Below are 20,700 nucleotides of genomic sequence, written 5' to 3' on the forward strand. Positions count from 1 at the left end.
GCGCCAGCCAGCAGCTGATCCAGCAGATCGTTCGGTATCGCAGGCTCTTTGCGTCGGGACATTTCGGGGCTCCTTCTTTCCCATTATGCCCGCCCGCACACGAAATTCCTGACACTCCCGAAGCTTTTCGGCAATGCCCATGCTTTCCACGCGGCGCCGCATCTCGGCCCAGACTTCGCTGGGTTCAATATTGAGTGCGTGCCACAGAACGACCAAGTGATAGAGAAGATCGGCACTTTCGCTGACCGTCTTTTGGGTCCGCTTCCTCACCGCCTCGAGAGCGACCTCGGCAGCCTCCTCGACAACCTTCTGCGAGATCTTCCGCAATCCGGCATTCATCAGCTCTGCCGTGCGAGCATGCTCCGTCAATGTCACATCATTCAGCGCGTTGTAGAGCTGCTCTAAATCGTTGGCGAAGATAGTATTCGCGCAAGTCGTATTAGTGCCTGCGGGGCGCGCAGGCAGCAAAGCCACCACTGCATTCATTAGTTAATCCCTTCGTTTGAACTTTGCTGCCAACAGCAGCGCTACGCTGCGCACGGCATTGCCGTGTGTCGCTATGATCAATCGTCAGGATTCTTCAGAGTGGCGGATGTCTCCAATTGCCAGCCCCCAATCAGCCGGCCATCGGATTCCTGATGCCAATGGGCAAGAAGCTTTGGTCTCGCCAAGTTGCGAGCGCCCAATTTCAAGCCGGGAAACACCCCGGCGAATTGAATATCATCATGGGCGACCACCGGTGGCGCCCGACGTGTGTCGATGTTGAGATGAGCGGCCATGGCCACCTCCGTCTGTTCAAGCAGTTGCTCGAACCCGGGTGGCCTGGACGGACGGTGCTCAGCGTCGAAGTGCTGGCGCAGTTACGTCGGCAGAACCGACCCGAGCGATGATGCAACCCAGCGGAGCGTCGATAGCAGGTGACTGACGCCTACTATCTCCCTCCGAGGGGTCGTTGCTAGATCGCGGGTTCATATGATCCTCTGCTGTGCCAATCCGGATCCAATTCACGACGAACTGGACCACGACGCGAACAACCCTGCCGGTCTTCACTTCGCGCGACATTCATATATACTCTGGGGGGTATATTACAACTATACCCGGGTATAGCGGAGGGACGCGATGGCGCATGCGGTGGCTGAGAAGCAGAAGCTGCTGAATAGGGTCCGACGCCTTCGAGGTCAGGTCGATGCGATTGAACGGGCCCTCATCGCGGATGAGAGTTGCGGCGACGTGATGCGGATAGTCACGGCCACGCGCGGTGCGATCAACGGAATCATGGCCGAAGTCGTCAATGGGCACATTCAAGCGCATATGGTCGATGCGAACCGCACGCCCACAGAAGCTGAACGTAATGCCGCGCTCGAATTAGTCGACGTTTTGCACACCTACATCAAGTGAACTGCGATGGCTCCACAAAAAACACCAGTCAATCAGCCTGCCCACGTCGATCCTATAGATCACGAGGCAAACTTGACGCATCGATACCCGCTCGGCACCCGTTCAAGGGAACTACTGACGTTCATCGATGGGCTATGGCGCCTCGTTAGGTCTGGAACGCTTCCCTTGCTGATCGGCATCCTCACTATCGGCATCTTCATCATCGACACCATAACCCCTTACGAGATATCCGCTGCGACGTTTTATGTGATTGTCGTTCTATTGTCGGCTCGCTTCAGCCACACGCGGGGCATGGGCACGGTCTCTGGAATATGCATCGCGTTGACGATCGCGAGCTACATCCTGACGCCGAGTGGAAGCTTCGGAACCGGAGTCGTCAACACCTCGATCAGCCTGCTGGCGATCGCGGCAACGACCTATCTCGCTGTCAAGATGGAGACCGCTCGTGTGGCGGCCGAACAGGCGCAGACCCGCCTTGCGCACGTCGCTCGGATCACGACTCTCGGCGAGATCGCTGCCTCAATCGCCCATGAGGTCAATCAGCCGCTCGCCGCAATCGTGACCAACGCCAATGCATGTACACGCTGGATTCACGGAGATCCCGCGAACCTAGAAAAAGCCGCGTCTTCGATAGATAGCATCGTCAGCGACGCAAACCGAGCAAGTGAAATCATCAAGCGCGTCCAAGCGCTGTCTATGCGTGCAGAACCAAAGAGGTCCTGGATTGAGATCAACGTCGTAATCAGAGAGGTGCTGGGGCTTTTGCAAAGCCGTTTCCGAGAAAGCCGAGTTTCCGTTTATACGAACCTGTCGAGTGATCTGCCCATGATCTTCGGTGATCGTATTCAACTTCAACAGGTTGCACTCAACCTTCTCGTGAACGCGATAGATGCGATGGGTACGCTGCAGAGCAGTGTTCGTGAGATTCGAATAAACTCCGCTAAATCAAGCGCGTCCGGCGTGATGATCACGATAGAAGACACGGGAGGCGGTATCGATCCTGGCTTCGTAAGGCATCTTTTCGATGCCTTTCACTCCACCAAGAGCGATGGCATGGGAATTGGACTTTCAATATGCCGATCAATTATTGAATCTCACGGCGGTAATATTTGGGCTGAGCCGACCAATCCGCGCGGCGCTACCTTTTGTTTTACTCTGCCTGGCGACAGGGAGAAAATACTATGAGACAGTCGAAACAGCCCGTCGTTGTGGGCGGCACGGTAGCCGTCGTCGACGATGATCTTTCCGTGCGTGAAGCGCTCAGAAATCTCCTGAGTTCTGTCGGACTTGATATTCACACCTTTGCGTCTACGCACGAGTTTTTGGCGTGGTCGATTCCTGATACGCCGATTTGCTTGGTATTGGACGTTAGAATGCCGGGTCAGAACGGCTTGGATTTCCAACAAGAGCTTTTCAGAACGCGTGTGGAGATCCCGGTCGTGTTCATTACGGCGCACGGGGATATCCCGATGTCGGTCCGGGCTATGAAGTTTGGCGCGATCGAATTTCTGACCAAGCCGTTTAGGGACCAAGACCTACTTGATGCGATCTATCTCGGTCTCCAGACTTCGCAAATCCGACGAAACGAGAAGACAATGACAGCTGATCTTCGCGCGCGGTACGATTCGCTTTCTGTTCGCGAGCGCCAAGTTATGGACATGATACTTGATGGAAAACTCACAAAGCAAATTGCTGCGAAGTTTGCACTCAGCGAAATCACGGTGAAGGTGTGTCGGGCGCAGATCATGCGGAAGATGGAGGCGGCATCCTTGCTTGAACTCGGGCGGATGTCCGAGAGATTGGAAAGAATAAGGGATTGAGAGGCAGTCGATTATTGCTGACTTCAATGCGGCCTTGGAGAGCAGCTTGGGCTCACGCAGGAGCGTGCGCGATCTGACGAGCTATTCTGCCTCGCCATCAACGTCCTCAGAAATCTCCTGATGAAGCTTCGGGCCCTTCGCGAGACGGCGGCCGAGAGCTGTGACAAACTGATCATAGCGTTCGCCAGCTTTGGCGCGCGCGGCCTGCGCAGCAGGTTCTGGCAAACTCGGTGTGGTGGTCACCCAGAAGCGCACGAAGACTGCGAGCATCTCGACCGATATTCCGATATCGCGCTCCATCCGCGACATGCGTCGGTCGAGCTGGTCGAGGCGTTTCGTGATGACGGCCTCCTGGCGTTCGGCGGCATCGGGTGAGAGGAATGACTCGATCGCCGCCTCCGCGACCAACGATCGCGAATGGTCGCGGCGCGCGGCGTGATCTGCGAGCCGGTTCATGACAGAGGGGTCGAGATAGACGGAGAGGCGTTGCTTGCGGGGTGGTTTCGTCACGGGCGTCTCACAGCTCCATGCCGTCACCGGGGTCGAGCGAGACCTGGCGCGCGACGCCCTGCATGAGCCGGTTCATACGGCTGGTGCGCACGGCATCGTCGTCAGACTCGTCCCGATCGGTATCGATCTCGAACGGGTTGTCGATTGGCACTTTCTTCTCGACGGGGTTCACCCGATTGAGTTCCGGTTGCTGGCGGCGTTCCGACTCGGTTGGATCTTCATCGGCGGGCTGCGCTAGCAAGGTGGCCTCGGCAATCTGTGGTCGGGCTGGCAACTGGTGCGTGGTCCAATCGTCGGGCTGTCCTTGCTGCGACGTTGTGAGCGCGGGCGGCGGCAGCAGGCGTTCCTTGAACCGAGCATCCTCGTAATAGCGCGCCTTCTTCGCACGAATCGGCGGCGTGCCCGCCGCCATGACGATCTCGTCGGTGGGAGGGAGCTGCATGATTTCGCCAGGTGTGAGCAGTGGCCGAGCTGTTTCCGAGCGCGAAACCATCAGATGGCCAAGCCAGGGGGACAGCCGGTGGCCGGCATAGTTCTTCATGGCCTTCATCTCGGTGGCGGTGCCGAGGGCGTCCGAAACGCGCTTGGCGGTACGCTCGTCGTTGGTCGCGAAGCTGACGCGCACATGGCAATTGTCGAGGATCGAATTGTTCGCCCCGTAGGCCTTTTCGATCTGGTTTAGGGATTGCGCGATCAGGAAGCTCTTCAGACCGTAGCCGGCCATGAAGGCCAGTGCTGACTCAAAGAAGTCGAGCCTCCCCAGCGCCGGAAACTCGTCCAACATCAGCAGGAGACGATGGCGTTCGCCCTTTGCTTGCAGATCCTCGGTCAGGCGTCGGCCGATTTGATTGAGGATCAGTCGGATAAGCGGTTTGGTGCGGTTGATGTCGGATGGTGGCACGACGAGATAGAGTGTTGCCGGGTATTTTCCGCCCACGATATCGGAGATCCGCCAGTCACAGCGCCGCGTCACTTCGGCGACGACGGGATCGCGATAGAGTCCCAGGAACGACATGGCGGTAGAGAGCACGCCTGAGCGTTCGTTGTCGGATTTGTTGAGGAGCTCGCGTGCGGCGCTGGCGATCACGGGATGCGGTCCGGCGTCGCCGAGATGCGCCGTCTTCATCATCGCATCGAGGGTGGATTCAATTGGTCGCTTCGGATCAGAGAGGAACGCCGCGACGCCGGCCAGAGTCTTGTCCTTTTCCGCATAGAGGACGTGGAGGATCGCGCCGACTAGCAGCGCATGGCTCGTCTTTTCCCAATGGTTCCGCTTGTCCAACGACCCTTCTGGGTCGACCAGGATGTCGGCGATGTTCTGGACGTCGCGAACCTCCCATTCGCCGCGGCGCACCTCGAGCAGAGGATTGTAGGCAGCGGATTTTGTGTTGGTCGGGTCAAAGAGCAGCACGCGGCCGTGCCTGGCGCGGAAGCCGGCGGTGAGCTGCCAGTTCTCGCCCTTGATGTCGTGAACAATCGCCGAGCCCGGCCAGGTCAACAGCGAGGGCACAACGAGGCCAACACCCTTGCCGCTTCGGGTGGGCGCGAAGCACAGAACATGTTCAGGCCCATCATGGCGCAGATAAGCGTGCTCGTAGCGTCCCAGCACGACACCATCGGGACCGAGAAGGCCGGCCGTCTCCACCTCCTTCTTCTCGGCCCAACGCGCCGAGCCATAGGTCTCGACCTTCTTGGCCTCGCGTGCACGCCAGACCGACATGCCGATGGCGACGGCGATCGAGATGAAGCCACCGGACGCCGCGATGAAAGCGCCTTCGACGAAGATCGCGGGTGCGTAGGCGTCGAAGCCGTACCACCACCAGAAGAAGGAGGGTGGCAGATAGAAAGGAAAGCCGAACAGCGTGAACCACGGCGCGCCCAACTCCGGCTGGAACGCCAATCGCCAAGCCACCCATTCCGTTGCGCCCCAAGTGGTGGCGAGGACGATCAGGAAAACGGTGAGGATCTGGCCCCATAGGATCTTCGTGGCGGACATTGGAACGGTCCTTTCGGAGAGAGGTTAGAGGCCGAGCCCTCGTTTGCGGCCAAAGCTCCAGTCGATGCCGCCATCATCGCGGGCGACGCCGGAAACATGCTTGCCGAGGTGCTTTTCCAGAGAGGGTGACCAGGGCACGAGTTGGAAGCCGAGGCCGTCGTCCAGCATGGCAAAGCGGCCGGAGGCGAGTGCCAAACGCTGGCGGTAGGTGCCGGCAACATACTCGCCGCTTCCCGCGCGATTGAACGGCTGGCCTGTTTCGGCGGAGAGTTTTTCGCCGGCCGCTTCCAGCTCGCGACGGCGCAGCGTGTCGATCAGCCCGCGATTGAAGGTGACACGCTGGCCGTGTCGCTCGCCGAAGCCCTGTCCGACCAGATGATCCGCGCGTCGATCCAGCGCCTGCCGTACCTCGGCGCCGAAGCCGGCCTCGGACAGGGCGGCAGGTTCGCGCGCGATGTTCTGCCGATCGAGCCAAGTCGCGCCGGTTGCCGTGACCTGACGATCGATATCGAGATCGGAGCGGACGGCGATTGCGACCCGGCGCTGTCCCTGTGCATCATCGAACGCACGCAACTCGACGATCGAACCCGCCGCGCTGTCACCGGCGGCTTCGAGATCGGGCAGCTTGATGTGATGGGTGCGGCCGTCGACGCCGTCGACCACGGCGTAGGCGGAGCCCTTCAGCTCGTCATCAAGACCGCGATCGACCAATCGGCCGATCACGGGCGCATCGAGGCTTTCGGCCGCGAGCACATAGCCCGCCGAGCCGCGTTCGATGCCGCGATCCGTCAAAGCCCGGTGCATGCGTTTGATGATGTCGCCGCGCTCGCCGAGTTCACGCAGAGTCGCCTCGGCCTTCGTGTCGATCGCCCATTGACCGGGGCCGACCTGCTCGGCGAGGCCGAGTGTTTCCAGCTTGCGGAGCCGTCCGACCTTCAGCGCATGAAATTCGTCGAGCCGGACGTTCGGATCGATCGCCGTCTCGATGACGCCCGTGGCATGGCCATCGCGGATAAGCTGGCGGTCAAGCTGCGTGAAGCGCTCGGCATCGACCTGGCGTTTCAGGCTGCGCTGGATGTCGAGGTCGGTGCGCGGCCCTAATTCCTGCGTGATGAGGTCACGCGCGCGGTCGCGCATTCCTTCCTTGATGTAGTCGCGTGAGATGACGAGGTCCTGCCCGTCGTCACGGACCCCGCGCACGATCAGGTGGACATGGGGATGCTCGGTGTTCCAGTGGTCGACCGCCACCCAATCGAGGCGGGTGTCGAGATCCTTTTCCATCTGCGTGACGAGATCGCGGGTGAAGGACCGCAGGTCGGCCATGTCGGGCGCATCGTCGGGCGAGACGATGAACCGGAAATGGTGGCGGTCGTCCTGGCACCGTTCCGCAAAGGCCTTCGGATCGGCGTCGTCGCCCCCGGGACCGAAGAGATGGGCCTTCTCCCCATCGCGGGTCACGCCTTCGCGGCGCAGATAATTGAGGTGGGTCGCGAGCGGCGCCGAGCGCGATGTCTGGCGCACGACGCGCGCCTTGATGACAGCGCCGCGCGTTCGCGCGGTGAGCAGCCGGTTCGCCTGGATGCTCGCACGCTGGCCCCGCCCGAAGCGCGAGCGGTTGCCGGACACGATCCGGCCGGAGCGTGAGACGCCGGCCCCGGCCTTCTTCGCCGCGGCGAGAGCCTGCGCGATGAAGGGACGAGCCTGCTGCGCACGGGTCGAGCGGATGCGGCCCGGCCGGATGCGGAAATCACTGTCGCCGGTCATGGCTGATGCCTCGCACATCGCGCCAAGCACAGGAAATCGCAGGAAAATCGGCGTAGTCGTGAGGTGCGGGGAAATCCCGCACATCGCGAAATCGCCTCATAACCTATTGAAAAACCACAACCGACCCAAGCCGCACCTCGCGGCCTTTTATCCTGCCATCGTCCGGTCGTGTTGCCTGCCTCTACCCTCAACGCACACCATGACGCGCTTGAGCACGCTATCGTGCGATCAGGAACCGGGCTGCTCATGGCGCATTCCTTTGGCCCGAACGCGGGACAAACAGCCCGCCCGACTGCGGCTCGATGGCGGAAACATCGCGCACGGACGATGTCGTCATCGCGGCATCGGAAGCGCGCTCGGCCGGTACGGGAACGGGTATCGATATGCGCTCAGCTTGCGCGATGAACAGCGGCGCGCGTGTCCAGGCGAGTGCATCGGCCGCGGCGGCCACGATCGGCCAAGTCGCATCGCCGCTGGTCACCGACGGCGCGACGATGGCGACATAGGCGCGCGTTTCCGCGGGCAGCGCCCGGCCCTTCAGCGAGTCCTCGTAACGACCAGGACCGGCATTGTAGGCCGCGATCCAGCCGGGCGATCCGTAGCGATCGAACAGCTCGCGGATGTAGCCGGCGCCGGCGATGATGTTGTCATGCGGATCATAAGGATCAGCGCCGAGACGGTGGCGAAGGCGCAAGCCTGCCCAAGTGGGCGGCATGATCTGCATCAGGCCCATCGCGCCCTTCGGCGAAAGGGCGCGTGGATCGCCTGCACTTTCGGCACGCATCACCGCCCTGATCCATGCGATCGGAACGCCGAAGCGCCGCGAAGCCTCGGCGATATGATCGCCATAGGGATCGCGTGGCGACGGTCGATCGGCGCCCAAGTCCTGCGCCATCGTGATCGCCGGCATGATGCTCGCGAGGCTAAGGCCGGAAAGGAGGAGGAGAGCCATGCGCCGGGCAGCGCAGCGCGGCCCGGACGCAATCGAACGGCTCCTCGGTTGACGAGAGCCAAGCATCGCTCAGTCCTTCTCGCCGCGATCGCGCGGACGCGACCAATGCAGCGACCAGGCCGAGCCGCCATCGTCGTCGCGGAACATGTTGGCGCGGATCGGGTGCGGGAATGTCGGATCGTCGATCAGCAGCGCGACGTATTCGCCGGCCTTCTCTCCGGAGCGTTTCCATCCGGCGCCGATCTCCGCGCCCGGCTCATTGTTCATGCCGTCGAAGACATGCACGCGATACTGCGGTGCGTTCTCAACCTCGGTCGGTTCGGCTGCGATGATTATGACGTCCTGGTTCAAAACCAGCGTCGTCAGATGCCCGACGAAGCCGGTCTCGTCGCGCGTGAATTCGCCAATCTGGGGCATGTCAGTCTCCTTCGCGGTGGGGATTGGGACAGCCATCGGCGAGCACCGCTCCCGCCGAATGGGAAGGCGGTCAGCGTGTCGGCGCACGCCATTCGAAGCGGCCGGTGCCGTCTTCATCGGTCCACAGTGGGACGGCACGGCCGATGATCTGGTCGGTCGAGATCAGGCCGAAGTAGCGGCCGTCGAGGCTGTCGCGGACCTGCCAGTTCATGAGGAAGACTTCGCCAGTCTGGACCCGGCGGCAGCCTTGCCAGACGGGAAGATCGCGGCCTGCGCGATCGCGCTCCAGTGCCGCACCGACCTCCACACCATCGACGGTGATAGTGAGGTTCGAACGGCAAACGGTCTGCCCGGAGACGGCGAGGATGCGCTTCATCAGCGGCACGCCCTTGGGCAGGTAGCCGCGCTCGGCGAGGAATGTCGCGAGCGGCTCGGGCGCATCGACCGCAACGAGATCGGTAACGTCGAGCGGCCCGTCGAAGTCGATCGAATAGAACCCGATGGGCGCGCTCGCCGATGCGTTCCAGATCAGCTTGATGGGCATCGGCGTGAGGCCGGGATAGCCGACGCTGAGCGCGGCGAGCGTCGTCGCCAGGAGAAGTCCGGCGCGGCTCACGACTCGGCCTTTCGGCGCAGCAGGAATGCGCGATGATGGTCGAGCGTGTAGGTGCGCGGCTCGTGTCCAGCAGCGAGCCGGTTGTGGACGTGACGCCAATGATCGGGCGAAACCGCTTCGGGATCGATGCCGATGCGCTCGATGGCGTCGATCGCCTGCAGCACGCGCTCGACCCTGGGCCAGCTCTCGACCTTCAGCAGGATTTCGCCGCCAGGACGAACGAAAGGCAGCGTCTGGTACGTCTCGCCGCGCGCAACCGAGCGCACGACGTCGATGCGCGAGATGATCGTTCCGAAGTCATTCGAGGCCCAGCGCACGAAGGCGAAGACCGCGCCGGGGCGAAAAGACAGGACACGCCGACGGCGATCGAGAATCTGTTCGTGGGCGTGCGTGCCGAAGCGGATCCAGTTCTCGATCTTCTTCTCAACCCAGGTCAGTTCGACATGGGTGAGATTGTCTTGGTGGCGTGCGGTCGGCGTCGGGCCGCCGCGCGCGCGGGGGGCCGCGGCGCCGGTCATGAGGGGTCTCCTTCGATGTGTGGGAATTCGCGCGCGAGCATCTCGCGCAGCATGTCGGCAACGGTAACGCCGCGCCGGAAGGCAGCGATCTTGATCCGTCCACGTAAGGCGGGCGTGACGTCGATCGTCATGCGGGCGGTGAAGGCTTCATCGTCCGGCGCGCGCGGCGCGGTGGCATCTGCGGCCTTGATCCAGGCCTCTTGATTGGTCGGACGTGCCGCAAAGCCGCGCCGTTCGGATCGCTCGCTCATGGTGAGATCCTTTCGAGCTCGGTGACGAGCGCCGCGATCTCGCGCGCGGCGGGTCCGTCGTCGTCGATCTCGAAAGCGAGCCGGCCCGATTGCGCGGCGTCGGCGTAGATGACGCGCTGTCCGATCGCCGTGCGCAGCACTGGCGGATCGTGGTCGGCGAGCGTCTCGGCCGTCTCGCGGGCGATCACGGTGCGCGCGCCGCAGCGATTGAGGACGAAGCGAGCGCGAAGCTCCGGCCGATAGATGCGCGCCTCCGACAGGAGCGCCAGCATCTCGGCCGAGGCCCAACCATCGAGCGGCGACGGCTGCACGGGGATCAGCACGAGGTCGGCGGCGAGCAGCGCGGATCGCATCAGCCCGGCGACGCGCGGCGGCCCGTCGATCACCACATGATCGACATCGCGCGCCAGCTCGGGCGCCTCACGGTGGAGCGTGTCGCGCGCCAGGCCGACGACGCCGAACAGGCGCGGCGCGTGCTCGCGGGCGCGTTGCTGCGACCAGTCGAGCGCCGAACCCTGGGGGTCCGCATCGACGAGCGTGACCCGCTTTCCCCTACCGGCCCATTCGCCGGCTAGGTGCAGCGCCAGCGTCGTCTTGCCGACGCCGCCCTTCTGGTTGAGGAAGGCCACGATCATCGGCGGCCTCCCGGGCGTGGACCGAAGGGAAGCTGCGGAGGGCCGGAGGTCCCGTTTCTCGCCGCGCCAGCGTTGGTAAGAGCGGCGCTGCTGGTGCGCCGCTTGCCAGCGGCGCTTAGCGCGTTCGCGGCCTGCCGGACGAGGTTTTCCACCTCTCGCGCGCGCTCTTCAAAGTTAGATTCTCTGTTAGATTCTAAGTTAGCGAGGCGATTTTCGGTTCTGCTGTCGTGGGTTAGGCCGTGTTTCGGTTCCCGTTGGCACGAGGGGCCGGTTCCTGATGGCACGCGCTTTCGGGTTCCCGATGGCACGAAGCCTTTCACAGCTTTTCCACAGGGCGGCGTCCGCTCGAAAGCGAGCAACGTTCGGCCGCCGGCCTCGATCTCGAGGAACAGCGTGTAGCCGGGAAGCGGCTGGCGACGGATGATGTCGCGCAGCTCGAAGGCGAAGCGTTTGTACGGTGACAACGCGCCGGATTTCTGGTGGAGGTGGCGAAAGTCGAATCGCCAGCCATTGCGCTGGCGCCCGCCGTGCTTGCGCACCAGGCGATAGAGCCAGCGATCGAGCCCGCCTGTGAGATCGAAATAGGCCCGGTCGATCGTCAGCACGAGCGCATCGTCGAGAACGGCCTGATAAAACCAGTCCGGGACGATCATCTCGATCCCGTCCGGCTTGCCGTTGCGGTTGGTGCGCTCCTTCCACTCGTTGATCCACGAGAAGCGATGACGCCGGCCCTCGGCGGATTGGCGGATCGAGGTGCAGACCGTCGTGGATTGCAGACGATCGAGCGCGGCCTTCAAGCGCTGATAGTCGCGTAAGGACGTGCCGCGGCCGATGAATTTGAGAATTTCATAGGGCGTGGCGACCATCAGGCGCGACGTGCGCAGGCCGGCGTCACGCGCCTCGACGATCTGGCTCGCCGCCCAGATCAGGATGTCGGCGTCCCAAATGGTCGCCATGCCGTGATCGGGCACGGCCTCGACGCGGATCGACACATTGCCGGCGGCGAAGTCGATCGGCGCGACGCGGTGCGATTTGGAGAGGGAGAAAAACGGATAGGCCATGAGATCCTGTGCGTCTCGTGCTGCGAACTCGCCGGGGAGCGCACGGAACAGATCGAGCTGCCCGCGCTCCGAGAGGGACTGGTGTCGCGCCGCCATTCGGGAATCCGGGGGCGATCAGCGCGCGTATCGTCCGGCATGTGCCGGCGGCGCAGGCGTATGGCGCTTGGCCGGAAGCACGCTGCCGCGCGGATCGGAGGTGGAGGTGACGGCGCCGCGCTCGGCCCAGGCCTCAAGATCGTCGACCGCATAAACGACGCGACCGCCGAGCTTGCGATAGGCCGGACCCGTTCCGTAAGTCCGATGCTTTTCGAGGGTGCGGGCCGATAGGCTGAGGAATTCGGCGGCTTCCTTGGTGCGCAGGTAGCGCGGCGGGAGAACGGCGAGATCAGGTCGCATGGGAGGGCCTCCGTGGGTTCGTTGGGGCCGCCGGGAAGCGGCGGGTAACGAAGGCCACGTTGGCGAAGCAGGGCCGGCGAGATGCAGGGCGAATTCAGGGGGGCCTAAATTCGCCCACCAAGAGTCGGATGGAGATCGGCTAAAGTTGCCGCCGATGACGAAGCAACGTGCGATACCCACCCACCATCATCGCGCGGGCATCTCGAAGCAGGGCTTTGGTGGCGTGGCGGGCGGAAGATGCCTGCCAGTCGTCGCGACCGAGAGCGCCGATCCGAAATATGACCTGCGCAATTTCTTGCTGGGTCGCGCCCGCGCGATGACCGTCGAAGGCCTGCAGCATCCGGCACAGCCGAGCACGTTGCTGCCGTGTCAGTCGGGTGTCGGGCGGTATGGCGCGGCCATGGAGGGCGGAGAGCAAGCGGGCGACCGATTGGAGCCGGTCGAAGCCTTCCAGGCCGAGCGGGATGAAGGCGCCAAGAGATTTGGCGGGTCGTGTCTCGGACGGATGAACAAGCGCTACGCGCTGACCGTTTCCGAGATCGAGAACCAGATGGGTCTCGCTGCCGACATCGACGCTTACGGCGGCGTCGATCGTCGGTTGGGGATCAGCGCTTGCGGACGGAATATCCGGAGGTGGGCCAAGAACGATGGCGCTTGTGTCTTCCTGGGGAAGCCAGATCACCTGCGCTTCGGGAGGTGCCTGCATCGGGTCTACGGGGAAATCGCAACCCCCACCGCTGCCCGATCCCGTCGGTCAGCGTGCGCAGATCACTTTCGCTGTCGCCGAGCGCTTGAAAATCCCTGTCGTAGGTTTCGTTGCGGCGCAGCCATTCCCACGCGACGTCGGACGCGGTCATGTCGGCGACGTGCGCATAGCGTTCCGATGAACGCCAGCCGGAAGCATCTGGTGTCATCGCGATCCTCCCTAGTCTTTGAATTTGTGGGAGAGTCAGGATTCCCGGCTGGGTTGTTCAGTGGAAGTCAGAGGGCCGGCAAAGGGTGGTGCCGAAACGGCATCGCGGCGATCACTGTGCGGAGCGGACCAAGTCTCGATAGCCGTGCTCGGTCATCCACTGCGCGCGGGCGAGATGCGTGTCATGGACCTGGCGGCACCGCTGCGGCTCACGTGCCGTATCGAGGCCAAAGAGAATCTGGACGGCTTCGCGCCAATCAGCTCCGTCGCGCGAGGAATCGAGCAGGCGCAGATAGAGAACCATATGCTCGCGGTCATAGGCCGTGAGGGTCTGGCTGATCGGAGGCGCATCGAGAAACGGCGGCATCGCGGATTCCATCAGGCGACTATATTCGCGCGGAAAGCATTCGTTAACACTCGTGCCCGGCATTACTGTGACAACGTGCGATGGATGGTGTGCGCCACGCGATCACGGCGCTGCTAACGCCTCGTCGGCCGGTCGTCCCGCTCATGGAGCAGCAGCACTCCTTCGCCCTTGTCGGTGGAAAGCAGGACGATACCGGCTGTTTCAAGCGCCCTTCGCACCTGATCGCGCGTCGACTCGTACACCTCTAATCCACTTTCGGACTCAAGGCGCTTGAGCGCGGTTAGCGATGTCCGGGCCTTGTCAGCGAGCGTCTCCTGTGTCCACCCCAGCAACGCGCGTGCGGCCCGCGATTGTCGGGCGGTGATCATGCATGATCACCTCCCACCGACGGACACACGCTTGCCAGAACTACGACTATAATAGTCGTTCTTTGCGCCCATTGCGAGGGTAATCGGCGTCTCAGGGCTGGCGGTGCCCTCGCCGGGCGGCCGAAGTGATTCGCGCTAGCAGTGGAAAGGCCCCGGCCTGTTCGGCCGGGGCCTTGCTCGGGGCTCAGTCGCCGCGGCGGGTCGGGCGGGACCAGATCAGCGAGTGGGTGTCGCCGTCCTCGTCGTCGAAGAGGTTGGCGTAGATGGGGGCGTTGAAGCTCGGATCGTCGAGCTTGAGGCCCAGATAGTCGCGGCCCTCGTTGGAGCGCTTGGACCAGGCGGCGCCGATTTCCGCGCGGCCGACCAGAACCCGGTGGCTGGGGGCGTTCTCGCCGGTGGCGCGGGTGTCGGGGACGATGCGCACGCCCTTGGCTTGGACGCTGAGGGTTACGATTTCGCCGGTGAACTCGTTCGAGCCGGTCTTCTTGAAGGTGCCGATGGTCGCCATTGTAAGTCTCCGTTTCGTTTTCGGGACCGCTCCATTGCGGCCTCGATGGCGATCGACAGGCCGGAGGCGACCGACGCCGCATCGCTTGCGACCGGAGCAACGCGGAGGATGGCAGGAACGACTTTGTTGTTTCGCGAGGAATGACGGCCTTGGCCGGCAGGGGAAGAAAGTCGGGACGCGCCGTTGCGGCATAGGCGGTCGAGGCGCAGCCGTCCTTCGGTCAGATCAGGCCATTGGAGAGGCCGTTCGGAGCGGTCTGGAGACAATCAGGAACGGAAGATCATGGCGACCCGGTCGCAACCAGCAGACGGCGCAAGCTGAAGATCATCTGCGACCCGTCCTCCCCTTGTACAGGCGAGGGTCGAGCTTTCGTTTCGAAGTCGGCCAGTGGAGATGACGCCCTCGACTTCGTGTTGCACCGTTCCCGCGCACAGAGGCGCCGAGCAGAAATCCGGGCGCTGTTGAGGCGGCCGCACGATGGGCTTCAGTCAGGTTCCGGTGACGCGGCTCCCTCTCCAACTGCACAACGCTGAGGGCTGAAACCCCCGACTGGTCGTCCCGGCGACGGTTCCGTCGTGGTGTCAGGCTGGTGCAATGCCCTGGCTGGACGGGCCGGTGCTTGCCATCCCAGCGACGCGCGCGAACGCGGTGACGCCGACCGCGACCGCACCGATGACGGAGAACACGAGCTGCCAGGTCTCCGACGGCATGGTGTGTTTCACGATGCCATGCGTGGCGTGGAAGCCGGCGATCGCCGCGGGTGCGACAAATGCCAGCGCGATCAGCAGGCGTGCCCAGAGCGGGCGGACAATTCCAAGCAAGAGCTGCCCCACGCCCAACGTCAGGCCGGCGCCGAGCATGCCGATAAGGATGGCGCCGAGCCAGCCCGCGCCAGTGTCATAGGCCCAGGTGCCGGCGGTCACGCCCGCGAAGAATGGCAGTGCGAACACCGCGAGCGTGAACAGCAACCAGCACAAGATGCCGATGGCTGCGAAGGATAGGACAATGCCGAGGATAATCATGGTGGTGTCTCCGAAAGAGCAAATTCTGACGGTCGCGCCTTCCACCACCACCACGGCGCATTCGGGAGCATAGCAAAAGCTGTGCTCCGTCGGGAGCGGAAACCGCAGGGGTCTCCGCGTCGCCTGGAAGGGTGGCGCGCCGTCATGGCGCGAAGGGATCGACCTCGTGGACGATCTCCGAGACGTCGCCGTCGTATTCGTTTGCGGGTGTCACCGAGAGAGTGCCGTCGCCCGCGCGGAAGATGACGATGACGGCCATCAGCGTGGTGGCGAGGCTGAAGGCGAAGGCGTGTGCGTCGGGGAAGGACATCGATCCGGCTCCTGTTTCGAGCGGAGGACCATCCCCCCGCTGACAGGCGCCCGATGTGTTCGGCCGATGGCCGCAATCACCGCGCAGGCAACGCCGGCGCGGCGGCACGCTATGCGTAGTCCGACCCTTTACGGGTTGATGGCGTCAGGCCATCGGCTGGACCAAGGACCAGCGCCATTCAGCGGGGAGTGGTCTTCTCCGGGCTGGAAGCCGAGTCGATGTGGCCGTGACGTTGGTGAAGCCGTACTGTCTGCGCGAGCTGCCGTGCGACCTCACCTGCGTCATCCGCAAAGCCTGGTGGCCATTTCCTCGACGGCTCGCGCTGAAACCCGCCACGCTGAAAATGCGGATGGAGGTGGCTGATAATCCACTCGATGCGTGAAGGAGGCACCAAGCCGGCTTGAGCCGAATAATGGAGTGCCTTGGCGAGATCGTGCCCGATGTTCGCGCGGTTCCAAACATCATCGGTCGCGACGTTAAGCAGATAGGATTTGAGGAGGAGTTCGATGGCAATTGCAATCGCATGAAGGGCTTGATTGTCGAATCCTTGATCCGCCGCCCATTCGGCGGCTGCAGCCTTCACGGTGGCATTCTCCAGGAAAACCGCAGCGAGAACGGCGTCCGAACGTGCCGGTTTCGGGAGTGGCTTCAGTCGCTGCATTCGTTGCGTTATGCCATAGGCTTGGCCGTTTAGCAGGTGCCCGATGCGGCGGCGCTTACGCGCCGCCGAATTTCCACACCGGGATGCCGAGCTTCTTGGCTTTGTCGGCGAGGTTGTCATTGATGCCGGTGCCGGGGAAGTGCAGCACGCCCTTCGGCAGGATTTGCAGCATCTCGTCATTGCGTTTGAAGGGTGCTGCCCGGCCGTGCTTCGTCCAGTCGGGTGCAAAGCCGATCTGTGGGACATTGCGATTCCTGGCCCAGAGAGAAGCGATCTTCTCGGCACCCTTCGGCGACTTGCCGTGGATCAGCACCATGTCGGGGTGCTTCTCGTGAACCTGGTCGAGCTTGGCCCAGATGAGGTGATGGTTGTCGAAATCGAGCCCGCCGGTGACGGCGATCTTCGGTCCAGGCGGCAGGAGCACTTCCTGCTCGGCACGCTTCTTCGCCATGATGAAGTCGCGGCTGTCGATCATCGCCGAGGTGAGGTTGCGATGATTGACCTTCGATCCTGACCGCGGGAGCCAGGCTTTGCCGACCTGGCGTTCGTAGTGCTCGGCGGCCTGGTCGCGCATCAGTTCGAAGGCGGTCTGGCGTTCGACCTGTGTCTTGCCCTCGGCGATCAGGCGCTCGAGATCGACCGACTTCACCTCGCTGCCGTCCTGTTCGCGTTGGGAGCGCTTTTGGGCCTGCTCGTTGTCGTCGAGCTCGCGGTTGATCCGTTCGGCGGCGCGATGAAAGACGTTCACGGTCGACCAGAGGAGATCGTCGAGGTCGGGTTCGAGGCGCGTGTCCTCCAGGGTCACGATCAGGGCGTCGAAGATGTCGGCGACCGCGCCCGCGACCGCGTTGCCGTCCGGCAGAAGCCGCTGATCGGGTTCGTCGGCGAAAGGCCGGTAGCCGTGGAGCTGCAATTCGTTGAGGACGTGGTCAGTCGGTGAGGATTCGTGGTGCGGTTCGTAGTCGTCGAGATCGCGCATCGGATGCTCCGTCGGATGGACCGCGACCGTCGCGGCCTTCATGGCGACGAAGCACACCGGCGGGGCGGCCCTGCACCCGGAGCGCGAGCGAGGGCCGGAGCGTCAGCGGAGGATGGCGGAGGCCGGCTATTTTGTTTCGCGATGGAAAGCGGCCCCTTGGGGCCGCGCCGGAAAATAGTCGGCCGCAGCCATTGCCGGGCCGGCCTGCCTGTGGGCCGATCGCCCTCTCGAAGGCCGAGGCGCGGTCCTCTCCGATCCGCTGCGTCTGAGCGAGTACGGCGGCGGGGCCGCTGCCGCTTCCTTACCGGCTATGCCGCCAGCGCCATGAAGCGTGCGACGTCCTGCGGCCCGAGCTGTACCCGAGTCTGACTGCGCAATGTCGCGATGCCGAGGGTGCGGAGATCCTCGTTGAAGTCCCCGAGCTGTGGAGAGATCACGATCGCCTCGATCCCGGCCGCGTTCGCCCGTTCGATCAGGCTGTCACGCGCACCATCGCCTGCCGGATCGTCATCGCGCAGGATGTAGAGCCGCCGCAGCGTGTCCGGGAACAGGATGGCGGCGAGATGTGCCGCGGAGAGCGCCGCCACCATCGGCATGTTGGGCACGACCTGGCGGATTGAAAGGACCGTCTCGATGCCTTCGCCGGCTGCCATCACTTCGCCACCAGCGCCAAAGCGGACCGCGTTGCCGAGGAGATCGCCCATCGCCCGGCGCGGGGTTTCGAATGGCGCCTTGTCGTGGCGTCGTGAGTCGAGCCAGGTGCGATGCGCCCCGGTGATCATGCCGTCGAGGTCAGTGACAGCGGCGATCATGGCCGGCCAAGTCTCGGTCGGCGCATGCTCGTCCGGGCGATAATAGCAGTGCGGGTGGAAATACAGATTTCCGGCTCCACGGAGATCCGTAATGCCGCGTTGCCGGAGATACGCCGCGACGATTGTGCCCGCAATCGGCTGCGACATGCGGATGAGGCGCCGTGCGGCTTCGGGCGATCCATGTGGTGCGGGCGCCAGCGGCTGGAAGGCGGAGGGTTCCGGCGCTGGTGGTGGCATGCTGAGGAAGAGCCGAGCCTCGTCGGCGACATCCTTGAAGTCGATGAGGCCGCAGCTCTCGCGGATGACGTCGAGGAGGTCTCCATGCTCGCCGGTAGCGGCGTCAGTCCATTTCCCGGCGGGGCCTTTGGGCGAGTCCTTGAGCCGGACGTACATCGAGCGGCCCTTAGTGTTACGGGCGTCGCCCACCTGCCAGTAGTTGCCCTGACGGTGGCCATTGCTGAGATAATGGCGGCACACCGCCTCGGCCTGTCGGCCGAGACGTTGCGCGAGATCGGATGCGTCGAGACGGGCCATCACGCTGCCTCCCGCTCGCCGACGCGCTGGATCGGGTAGGTGCCGATCAGCTTGCCGATGATGGTCGCGCCGTCCGCGCCGACGGGCACGAAGAAGCGGAGCTTCCACGAGATGATCTCGCTGAAGAGGCCAAAGGCGCGCAGGCGCTCGCGCATCGCGTCGGTGAAGCCGGAGAGTTCGATGCGATCGGCGCCCATGACGCGCACGCGACGGAGTTGGAGGCCTTCGGCGAGATCGAGGATTGTCTTGCCCTCGATGAGCGCGGCATAGGCATGGTCGGCGGACAGGTTCGTCGTTCCGACTGTCGTGGCGTTGGCGACCCATGCGGGCGACACGCGGCGGCCGATGATCCGTTCCCCGTCATCGGTCTGGAGCCGATAGACACGGCTCGACTCGTTGGGCAGCCGCTTCCAGATCGGCAGCAGCAGGCCAGCGACGATGTGGATCGTGGAATCGGAATAGGCTGGCACCTCCGCGATCTCGGCGTTCCAGGCGGCGGTGAACTCGGCGCGACTGGCGGCGATCCAATGGCTTTCGTCCATCATGCGGATGGAGGCGTGATGCTGCTCCATCGGCCGGATCAGCCGCACGCGGCGTTCGATCTCCCCGTCGTCGAGCATCAGCGAAGGCGCTGGAAGCTGAACCGCGGCGCGGTGGGAGCGCTCGTTGACCAGCAACTTGGCGACCGGATCGTCGAGCCAAGCCATCGCCTCCTCGGCGGTCATCGGCCGGTTGCGCTCGCGCTGTTGGATGGTCAGCAGGCTGGTTTCCGCGCCGGTGCCGGGATGGGTGTAGATGGTCTGGCGATCGGTGACGACGAAGCTCTCCGCGCGCAGCGTCTCCAGTCCGATGTCGTAGATGCCGGCGGCGATCGCGCCCTCGACCTTGGCGGTCAGAAGCTGCTCGAAGGCGGCGAACAGGACGTCCTGCAGGTCGATGGTGAGCGCGAGCAGGCGGTTGAGAAAGGTTGTGATCGGCGGGAGCTCGTCCTTGATGCCGTTGTCGTCCATCAGCTTCAGGCCGGTCGTGTCCTCGAACCGCTGGAGCGAGCACCCTTCGATCTTGCCGCGGACGATCAGGATGTAGAGCTGGCGAAGCGCATCGCGCGCATAGTGGCTCTCCAGATTGTCCTCGGGTCGGAACAGGCCCTGGCCGCCGGTCTGGCGCTGTCCGCGCGTGATCGCGCCCAGCGTGTCGAGCCGGCGCGCGATGGTCGATAGGAAGCGCTTCTCCGCCTTCACATTGGTCGCGATCGGACGGAAGAGCGGCGGCTGCGCCTGGTTGGTGCGGTGGGTGCGGCCGAGGCCTTGGATCGCGGCGTCGGCTTTCCAGCCCGGCTCAAGCAGATAGTGGACGCGAAGCCGCGTGTTCCGTGCCGACAGCTCCGCATGGTAGCTGCGGCCCGTACCGCCGGCATCGCTGAACACGAGCACGCGCTTCATGTCGTCCATGAAGGCCTGGGTCTCGGCGAGATTGGCGGACGCCGCGCGGGTCTCGACCACAAGGCGCTGTCCCTTGCGCACGATACGACGCGAGCGGCCGGTGACTTCGGCCACCACGTCCGCGCCGAAATGCTGGACGATCTGGTCGAGCGCGCCCGGCACCGGCGGAAGGCTCGCGAGTTTCTCGATCAGCTCGGTGCGGCGGGCGACCGCCTCGCGGCTCTCGACCGGCTGGCCGTCGCGAAAGACCGGACGCGAGGACATATTGCCCTCGCCGTCGCTGAAGGGCTCGTAGAGCTGCACCGGGAAGGAATGGGCGAGATAATCGAGGACATATTCTTTGCAGTCGCAGTTTATGTCGAGCGTGGCGGCGAGAGACGCAGGTTTCCTTCGGTTTTCCATGATTTCACTCCAGATAATATGCGGGTTAGAGGGAGTGTTCGAAGACGG

At 63.6% G+C, this 20,700-nt stretch carries 26 protein-coding genes and 1 pseudogene; 3 read left to right on the top strand and 24 right to left on the bottom strand.

Annotated elements, in window-relative coordinates; all coding sequences use genetic code 11:
• Nucleotides 1–486, bottom strand: a 486-nt coding sequence (gene hisE, locus ACP7BY_RS20435; RefSeq protein WP_426288336.1) for a phosphoribosyl-ATP diphosphatase, incomplete at its 3' end; no start/stop codon positions are given.
• 77 nt (nucleotides 487–563) lie between these two features.
• Entirely contained in the window at nucleotides 564–779 is a 216-nt protein-coding gene (locus tag ACP7BY_RS20440; protein WP_124810155.1) for a hypothetical protein, read from the bottom strand.
• A 340-nt stretch (nucleotides 780–1,119) separates the two neighbouring features.
• On the opposite strand from ACP7BY_RS20440, the gene ACP7BY_RS20445 reads away from it, so the two are divergent.
• The 3 genes from ACP7BY_RS20445 (at nucleotide 1,120) to ACP7BY_RS20455 (ending at nucleotide 3,218) form a co-directional block, all read left to right on the top strand.
• Nucleotides 1,120–1,398 (top strand): metal/formaldehyde-sensitive transcriptional repressor, encoded by a 279-nt coding sequence (locus ACP7BY_RS20445; protein WP_006022595.1) that lies wholly within the window; start codon nucleotides 1,120–1,122, stop codon nucleotides 1,396–1,398.
• Between the two features lie 165 nt (nucleotides 1,399–1,563).
• Nucleotides 1,564–2,583, top strand: coding sequence for a sensor histidine kinase (locus tag ACP7BY_RS20450; RefSeq protein WP_197057830.1), 1,020 nt, complete (start codon nucleotides 1,564–1,566; stop codon nucleotides 2,581–2,583).
• Entirely contained in the window at nucleotides 2,580–3,218 is a 639-nt protein-coding gene (locus ACP7BY_RS20455; RefSeq protein ID WP_006022597.1) for a response regulator transcription factor, read from the top strand. The genes ACP7BY_RS20450 and ACP7BY_RS20455 overlap by 4 nt, the downstream gene beginning before the upstream one ends.
• A gap of 81 nt (nucleotides 3,219–3,299) precedes the next feature.
• Here the strand turns inward: ACP7BY_RS20455 and ACP7BY_RS20460 are convergent, their stop codons facing one another.
• The 22 genes and pseudogenes from ACP7BY_RS20460 to ACP7BY_RS20565 form a co-directional block, all read right to left on the bottom strand.
• On the bottom strand, nucleotides 3,300–3,728 hold the full coding sequence (locus ACP7BY_RS20460; protein WP_006022598.1) for a hypothetical protein: 429 nt from the start codon (nucleotides 3,726–3,728) through the stop codon (nucleotides 3,300–3,302).
• Nucleotides 3,729–3,735: 7 nt separating this feature from the next.
• A complete protein-coding gene (locus ACP7BY_RS20465) occupies nucleotides 3,736–5,724 on the bottom strand; it encodes a conjugal transfer protein TraG (protein WP_006022599.1) in 1,989 nt (662 codons plus the stop codon).
• A gap of 24 nt (nucleotides 5,725–5,748) precedes the next feature.
• Nucleotides 5,749–7,488 carry a relaxase/mobilization nuclease domain-containing protein gene (locus tag ACP7BY_RS20470; protein WP_033965849.1) on the bottom strand — a complete coding sequence of 580 codons (1,740 nt, stop codon included), beginning with the start codon at nucleotides 7,486–7,488 and terminating at the stop codon, nucleotides 5,749–5,751.
• A 244-nt stretch (nucleotides 7,489–7,732) separates the two neighbouring features.
• Complete coding sequence (locus ACP7BY_RS20475; protein WP_049707222.1) at nucleotides 7,733–8,440, bottom strand: lytic transglycosylase domain-containing protein; 708 nt, start codon at nucleotides 8,438–8,440, stop codon at nucleotides 7,733–7,735.
• Nucleotides 8,441–8,509: 69 nt separating this feature from the next.
• On the bottom strand, nucleotides 8,510–8,974 hold the full coding sequence (locus tag ACP7BY_RS20480) for a DUF736 domain-containing protein (protein WP_426288338.1): 465 nt from the start codon (nucleotides 8,972–8,974) through the stop codon (nucleotides 8,510–8,512).
• The gene (locus tag ACP7BY_RS20485) at nucleotides 8,928–9,473 is read right to left on the bottom strand and encodes a S26 family signal peptidase (RefSeq protein WP_006022603.1); all 546 of its coding nucleotides are present in this window, start codon (nucleotides 9,471–9,473) and stop codon (nucleotides 8,928–8,930) included. Before ACP7BY_RS20485 ends, ACP7BY_RS20480 begins: the two co-directional genes overlap by 47 nt.
• Nucleotides 9,470–9,991 (bottom strand): DUF2840 domain-containing protein, encoded by a 522-nt coding sequence (locus ACP7BY_RS20490; protein WP_006022604.1) that lies wholly within the window; start codon nucleotides 9,989–9,991, stop codon nucleotides 9,470–9,472. The genes ACP7BY_RS20485 and ACP7BY_RS20490 overlap by 4 nt, the downstream gene beginning before the upstream one ends.
• Nucleotides 9,988–10,242 carry a hypothetical protein gene (locus tag ACP7BY_RS20495; protein WP_006022605.1) on the bottom strand — a complete coding sequence of 85 codons (255 nt, stop codon included), beginning with the start codon at nucleotides 10,240–10,242 and terminating at the stop codon, nucleotides 9,988–9,990. Before ACP7BY_RS20495 ends, ACP7BY_RS20490 begins: the two co-directional genes overlap by 4 nt.
• Nucleotides 10,239–10,877 carry a ParA family partition ATPase gene (parA, locus tag ACP7BY_RS20500; protein ID WP_006022606.1) on the bottom strand — a complete coding sequence of 213 codons (639 nt, stop codon included), beginning with the start codon at nucleotides 10,875–10,877 and terminating at the stop codon, nucleotides 10,239–10,241. The genes ACP7BY_RS20495 and parA overlap by 4 nt, the downstream gene beginning before the upstream one ends.
• Nucleotides 10,878–11,212: 335 nt before the next feature.
• Nucleotides 11,213–12,034: pseudogene (locus tag ACP7BY_RS20505) on the bottom strand (replication initiator protein A); the annotation flags it as partial.
• Nucleotides 12,035–12,052: 18 nt separating this feature from the next.
• Complete coding sequence (locus ACP7BY_RS20510; RefSeq protein WP_006022608.1) at nucleotides 12,053–12,334, bottom strand: helix-turn-helix transcriptional regulator; 282 nt, start codon at nucleotides 12,332–12,334, stop codon at nucleotides 12,053–12,055.
• A 139-nt stretch (nucleotides 12,335–12,473) separates the two neighbouring features.
• A complete protein-coding gene (locus ACP7BY_RS20515; RefSeq protein ID WP_024584489.1) occupies nucleotides 12,474–13,040 on the bottom strand; it encodes a DUF2285 domain-containing protein in 567 nt (188 codons plus the stop codon).
• Nucleotides 12,940–13,248: a transcriptional regulator domain-containing protein gene (locus tag ACP7BY_RS20520; protein WP_006022609.1), complete on the bottom strand. Its 309-nt coding sequence runs from the start codon at nucleotides 13,246–13,248 to the stop codon at nucleotides 12,940–12,942. The genes ACP7BY_RS20515 and ACP7BY_RS20520 overlap by 101 nt, the downstream gene beginning before the upstream one ends.
• Nucleotides 13,249–13,359: 111 nt before the next feature.
• Entirely contained in the window at nucleotides 13,360–13,614 is a 255-nt protein-coding gene (locus ACP7BY_RS20525; RefSeq protein ID WP_006022610.1) for a DNA -binding domain-containing protein, read from the bottom strand.
• A gap of 113 nt (nucleotides 13,615–13,727) precedes the next feature.
• On the bottom strand, nucleotides 13,728–13,982 hold the full coding sequence (locus ACP7BY_RS20530) for a helix-turn-helix domain-containing protein (protein WP_006022611.1): 255 nt from the start codon (nucleotides 13,980–13,982) through the stop codon (nucleotides 13,728–13,730).
• Between the two features lie 184 nt (nucleotides 13,983–14,166).
• The gene (locus tag ACP7BY_RS20535) at nucleotides 14,167–14,490 is read right to left on the bottom strand and encodes a DUF736 domain-containing protein (RefSeq protein ID WP_006022612.1); all 324 of its coding nucleotides are present in this window, start codon (nucleotides 14,488–14,490) and stop codon (nucleotides 14,167–14,169) included.
• A gap of 581 nt (nucleotides 14,491–15,071) precedes the next feature.
• The gene (locus ACP7BY_RS20540) at nucleotides 15,072–15,512 is read right to left on the bottom strand and encodes a hypothetical protein (protein ID WP_006022613.1); all 441 of its coding nucleotides are present in this window, start codon (nucleotides 15,510–15,512) and stop codon (nucleotides 15,072–15,074) included.
• A 142-nt stretch (nucleotides 15,513–15,654) separates the two neighbouring features.
• The gene (locus ACP7BY_RS20545; protein ID WP_006022614.1) at nucleotides 15,655–15,822 is read right to left on the bottom strand and encodes a hypothetical protein; all 168 of its coding nucleotides are present in this window, start codon (nucleotides 15,820–15,822) and stop codon (nucleotides 15,655–15,657) included.
• Between the two features lie 178 nt (nucleotides 15,823–16,000).
• Complete coding sequence (locus ACP7BY_RS20550; protein WP_137903083.1) at nucleotides 16,001–16,405, bottom strand: hypothetical protein; 405 nt, start codon at nucleotides 16,403–16,405, stop codon at nucleotides 16,001–16,003.
• A gap of 133 nt (nucleotides 16,406–16,538) precedes the next feature.
• On the bottom strand, nucleotides 16,539–17,462 hold the full coding sequence (locus ACP7BY_RS20555; RefSeq protein WP_006022616.1) for a DUF2493 domain-containing protein: 924 nt from the start codon (nucleotides 17,460–17,462) through the stop codon (nucleotides 16,539–16,541).
• Between the two features lie 308 nt (nucleotides 17,463–17,770).
• Nucleotides 17,771–18,808 carry a DUF7146 domain-containing protein gene (locus ACP7BY_RS20560; protein WP_006022617.1) on the bottom strand — a complete coding sequence of 346 codons (1,038 nt, stop codon included), beginning with the start codon at nucleotides 18,806–18,808 and terminating at the stop codon, nucleotides 17,771–17,773.
• Nucleotides 18,808–20,700: strawberry notch C-terminal domain-containing protein (locus ACP7BY_RS20565; protein ID WP_426288341.1), on the bottom strand; the 1,893-nt coding region annotated here is incomplete at its 5' end. The genes ACP7BY_RS20565 and ACP7BY_RS20560, both read right to left, overlap by 1 nt.

The sequence above is a fragment of the Sphingomonas sp. PSPC2-2 genome (assembly GCF_049897725.1).
Taxonomy (GTDB): domain Bacteria; phylum Pseudomonadota; class Alphaproteobacteria; order Sphingomonadales; family Sphingomonadaceae; genus Sphingomonas.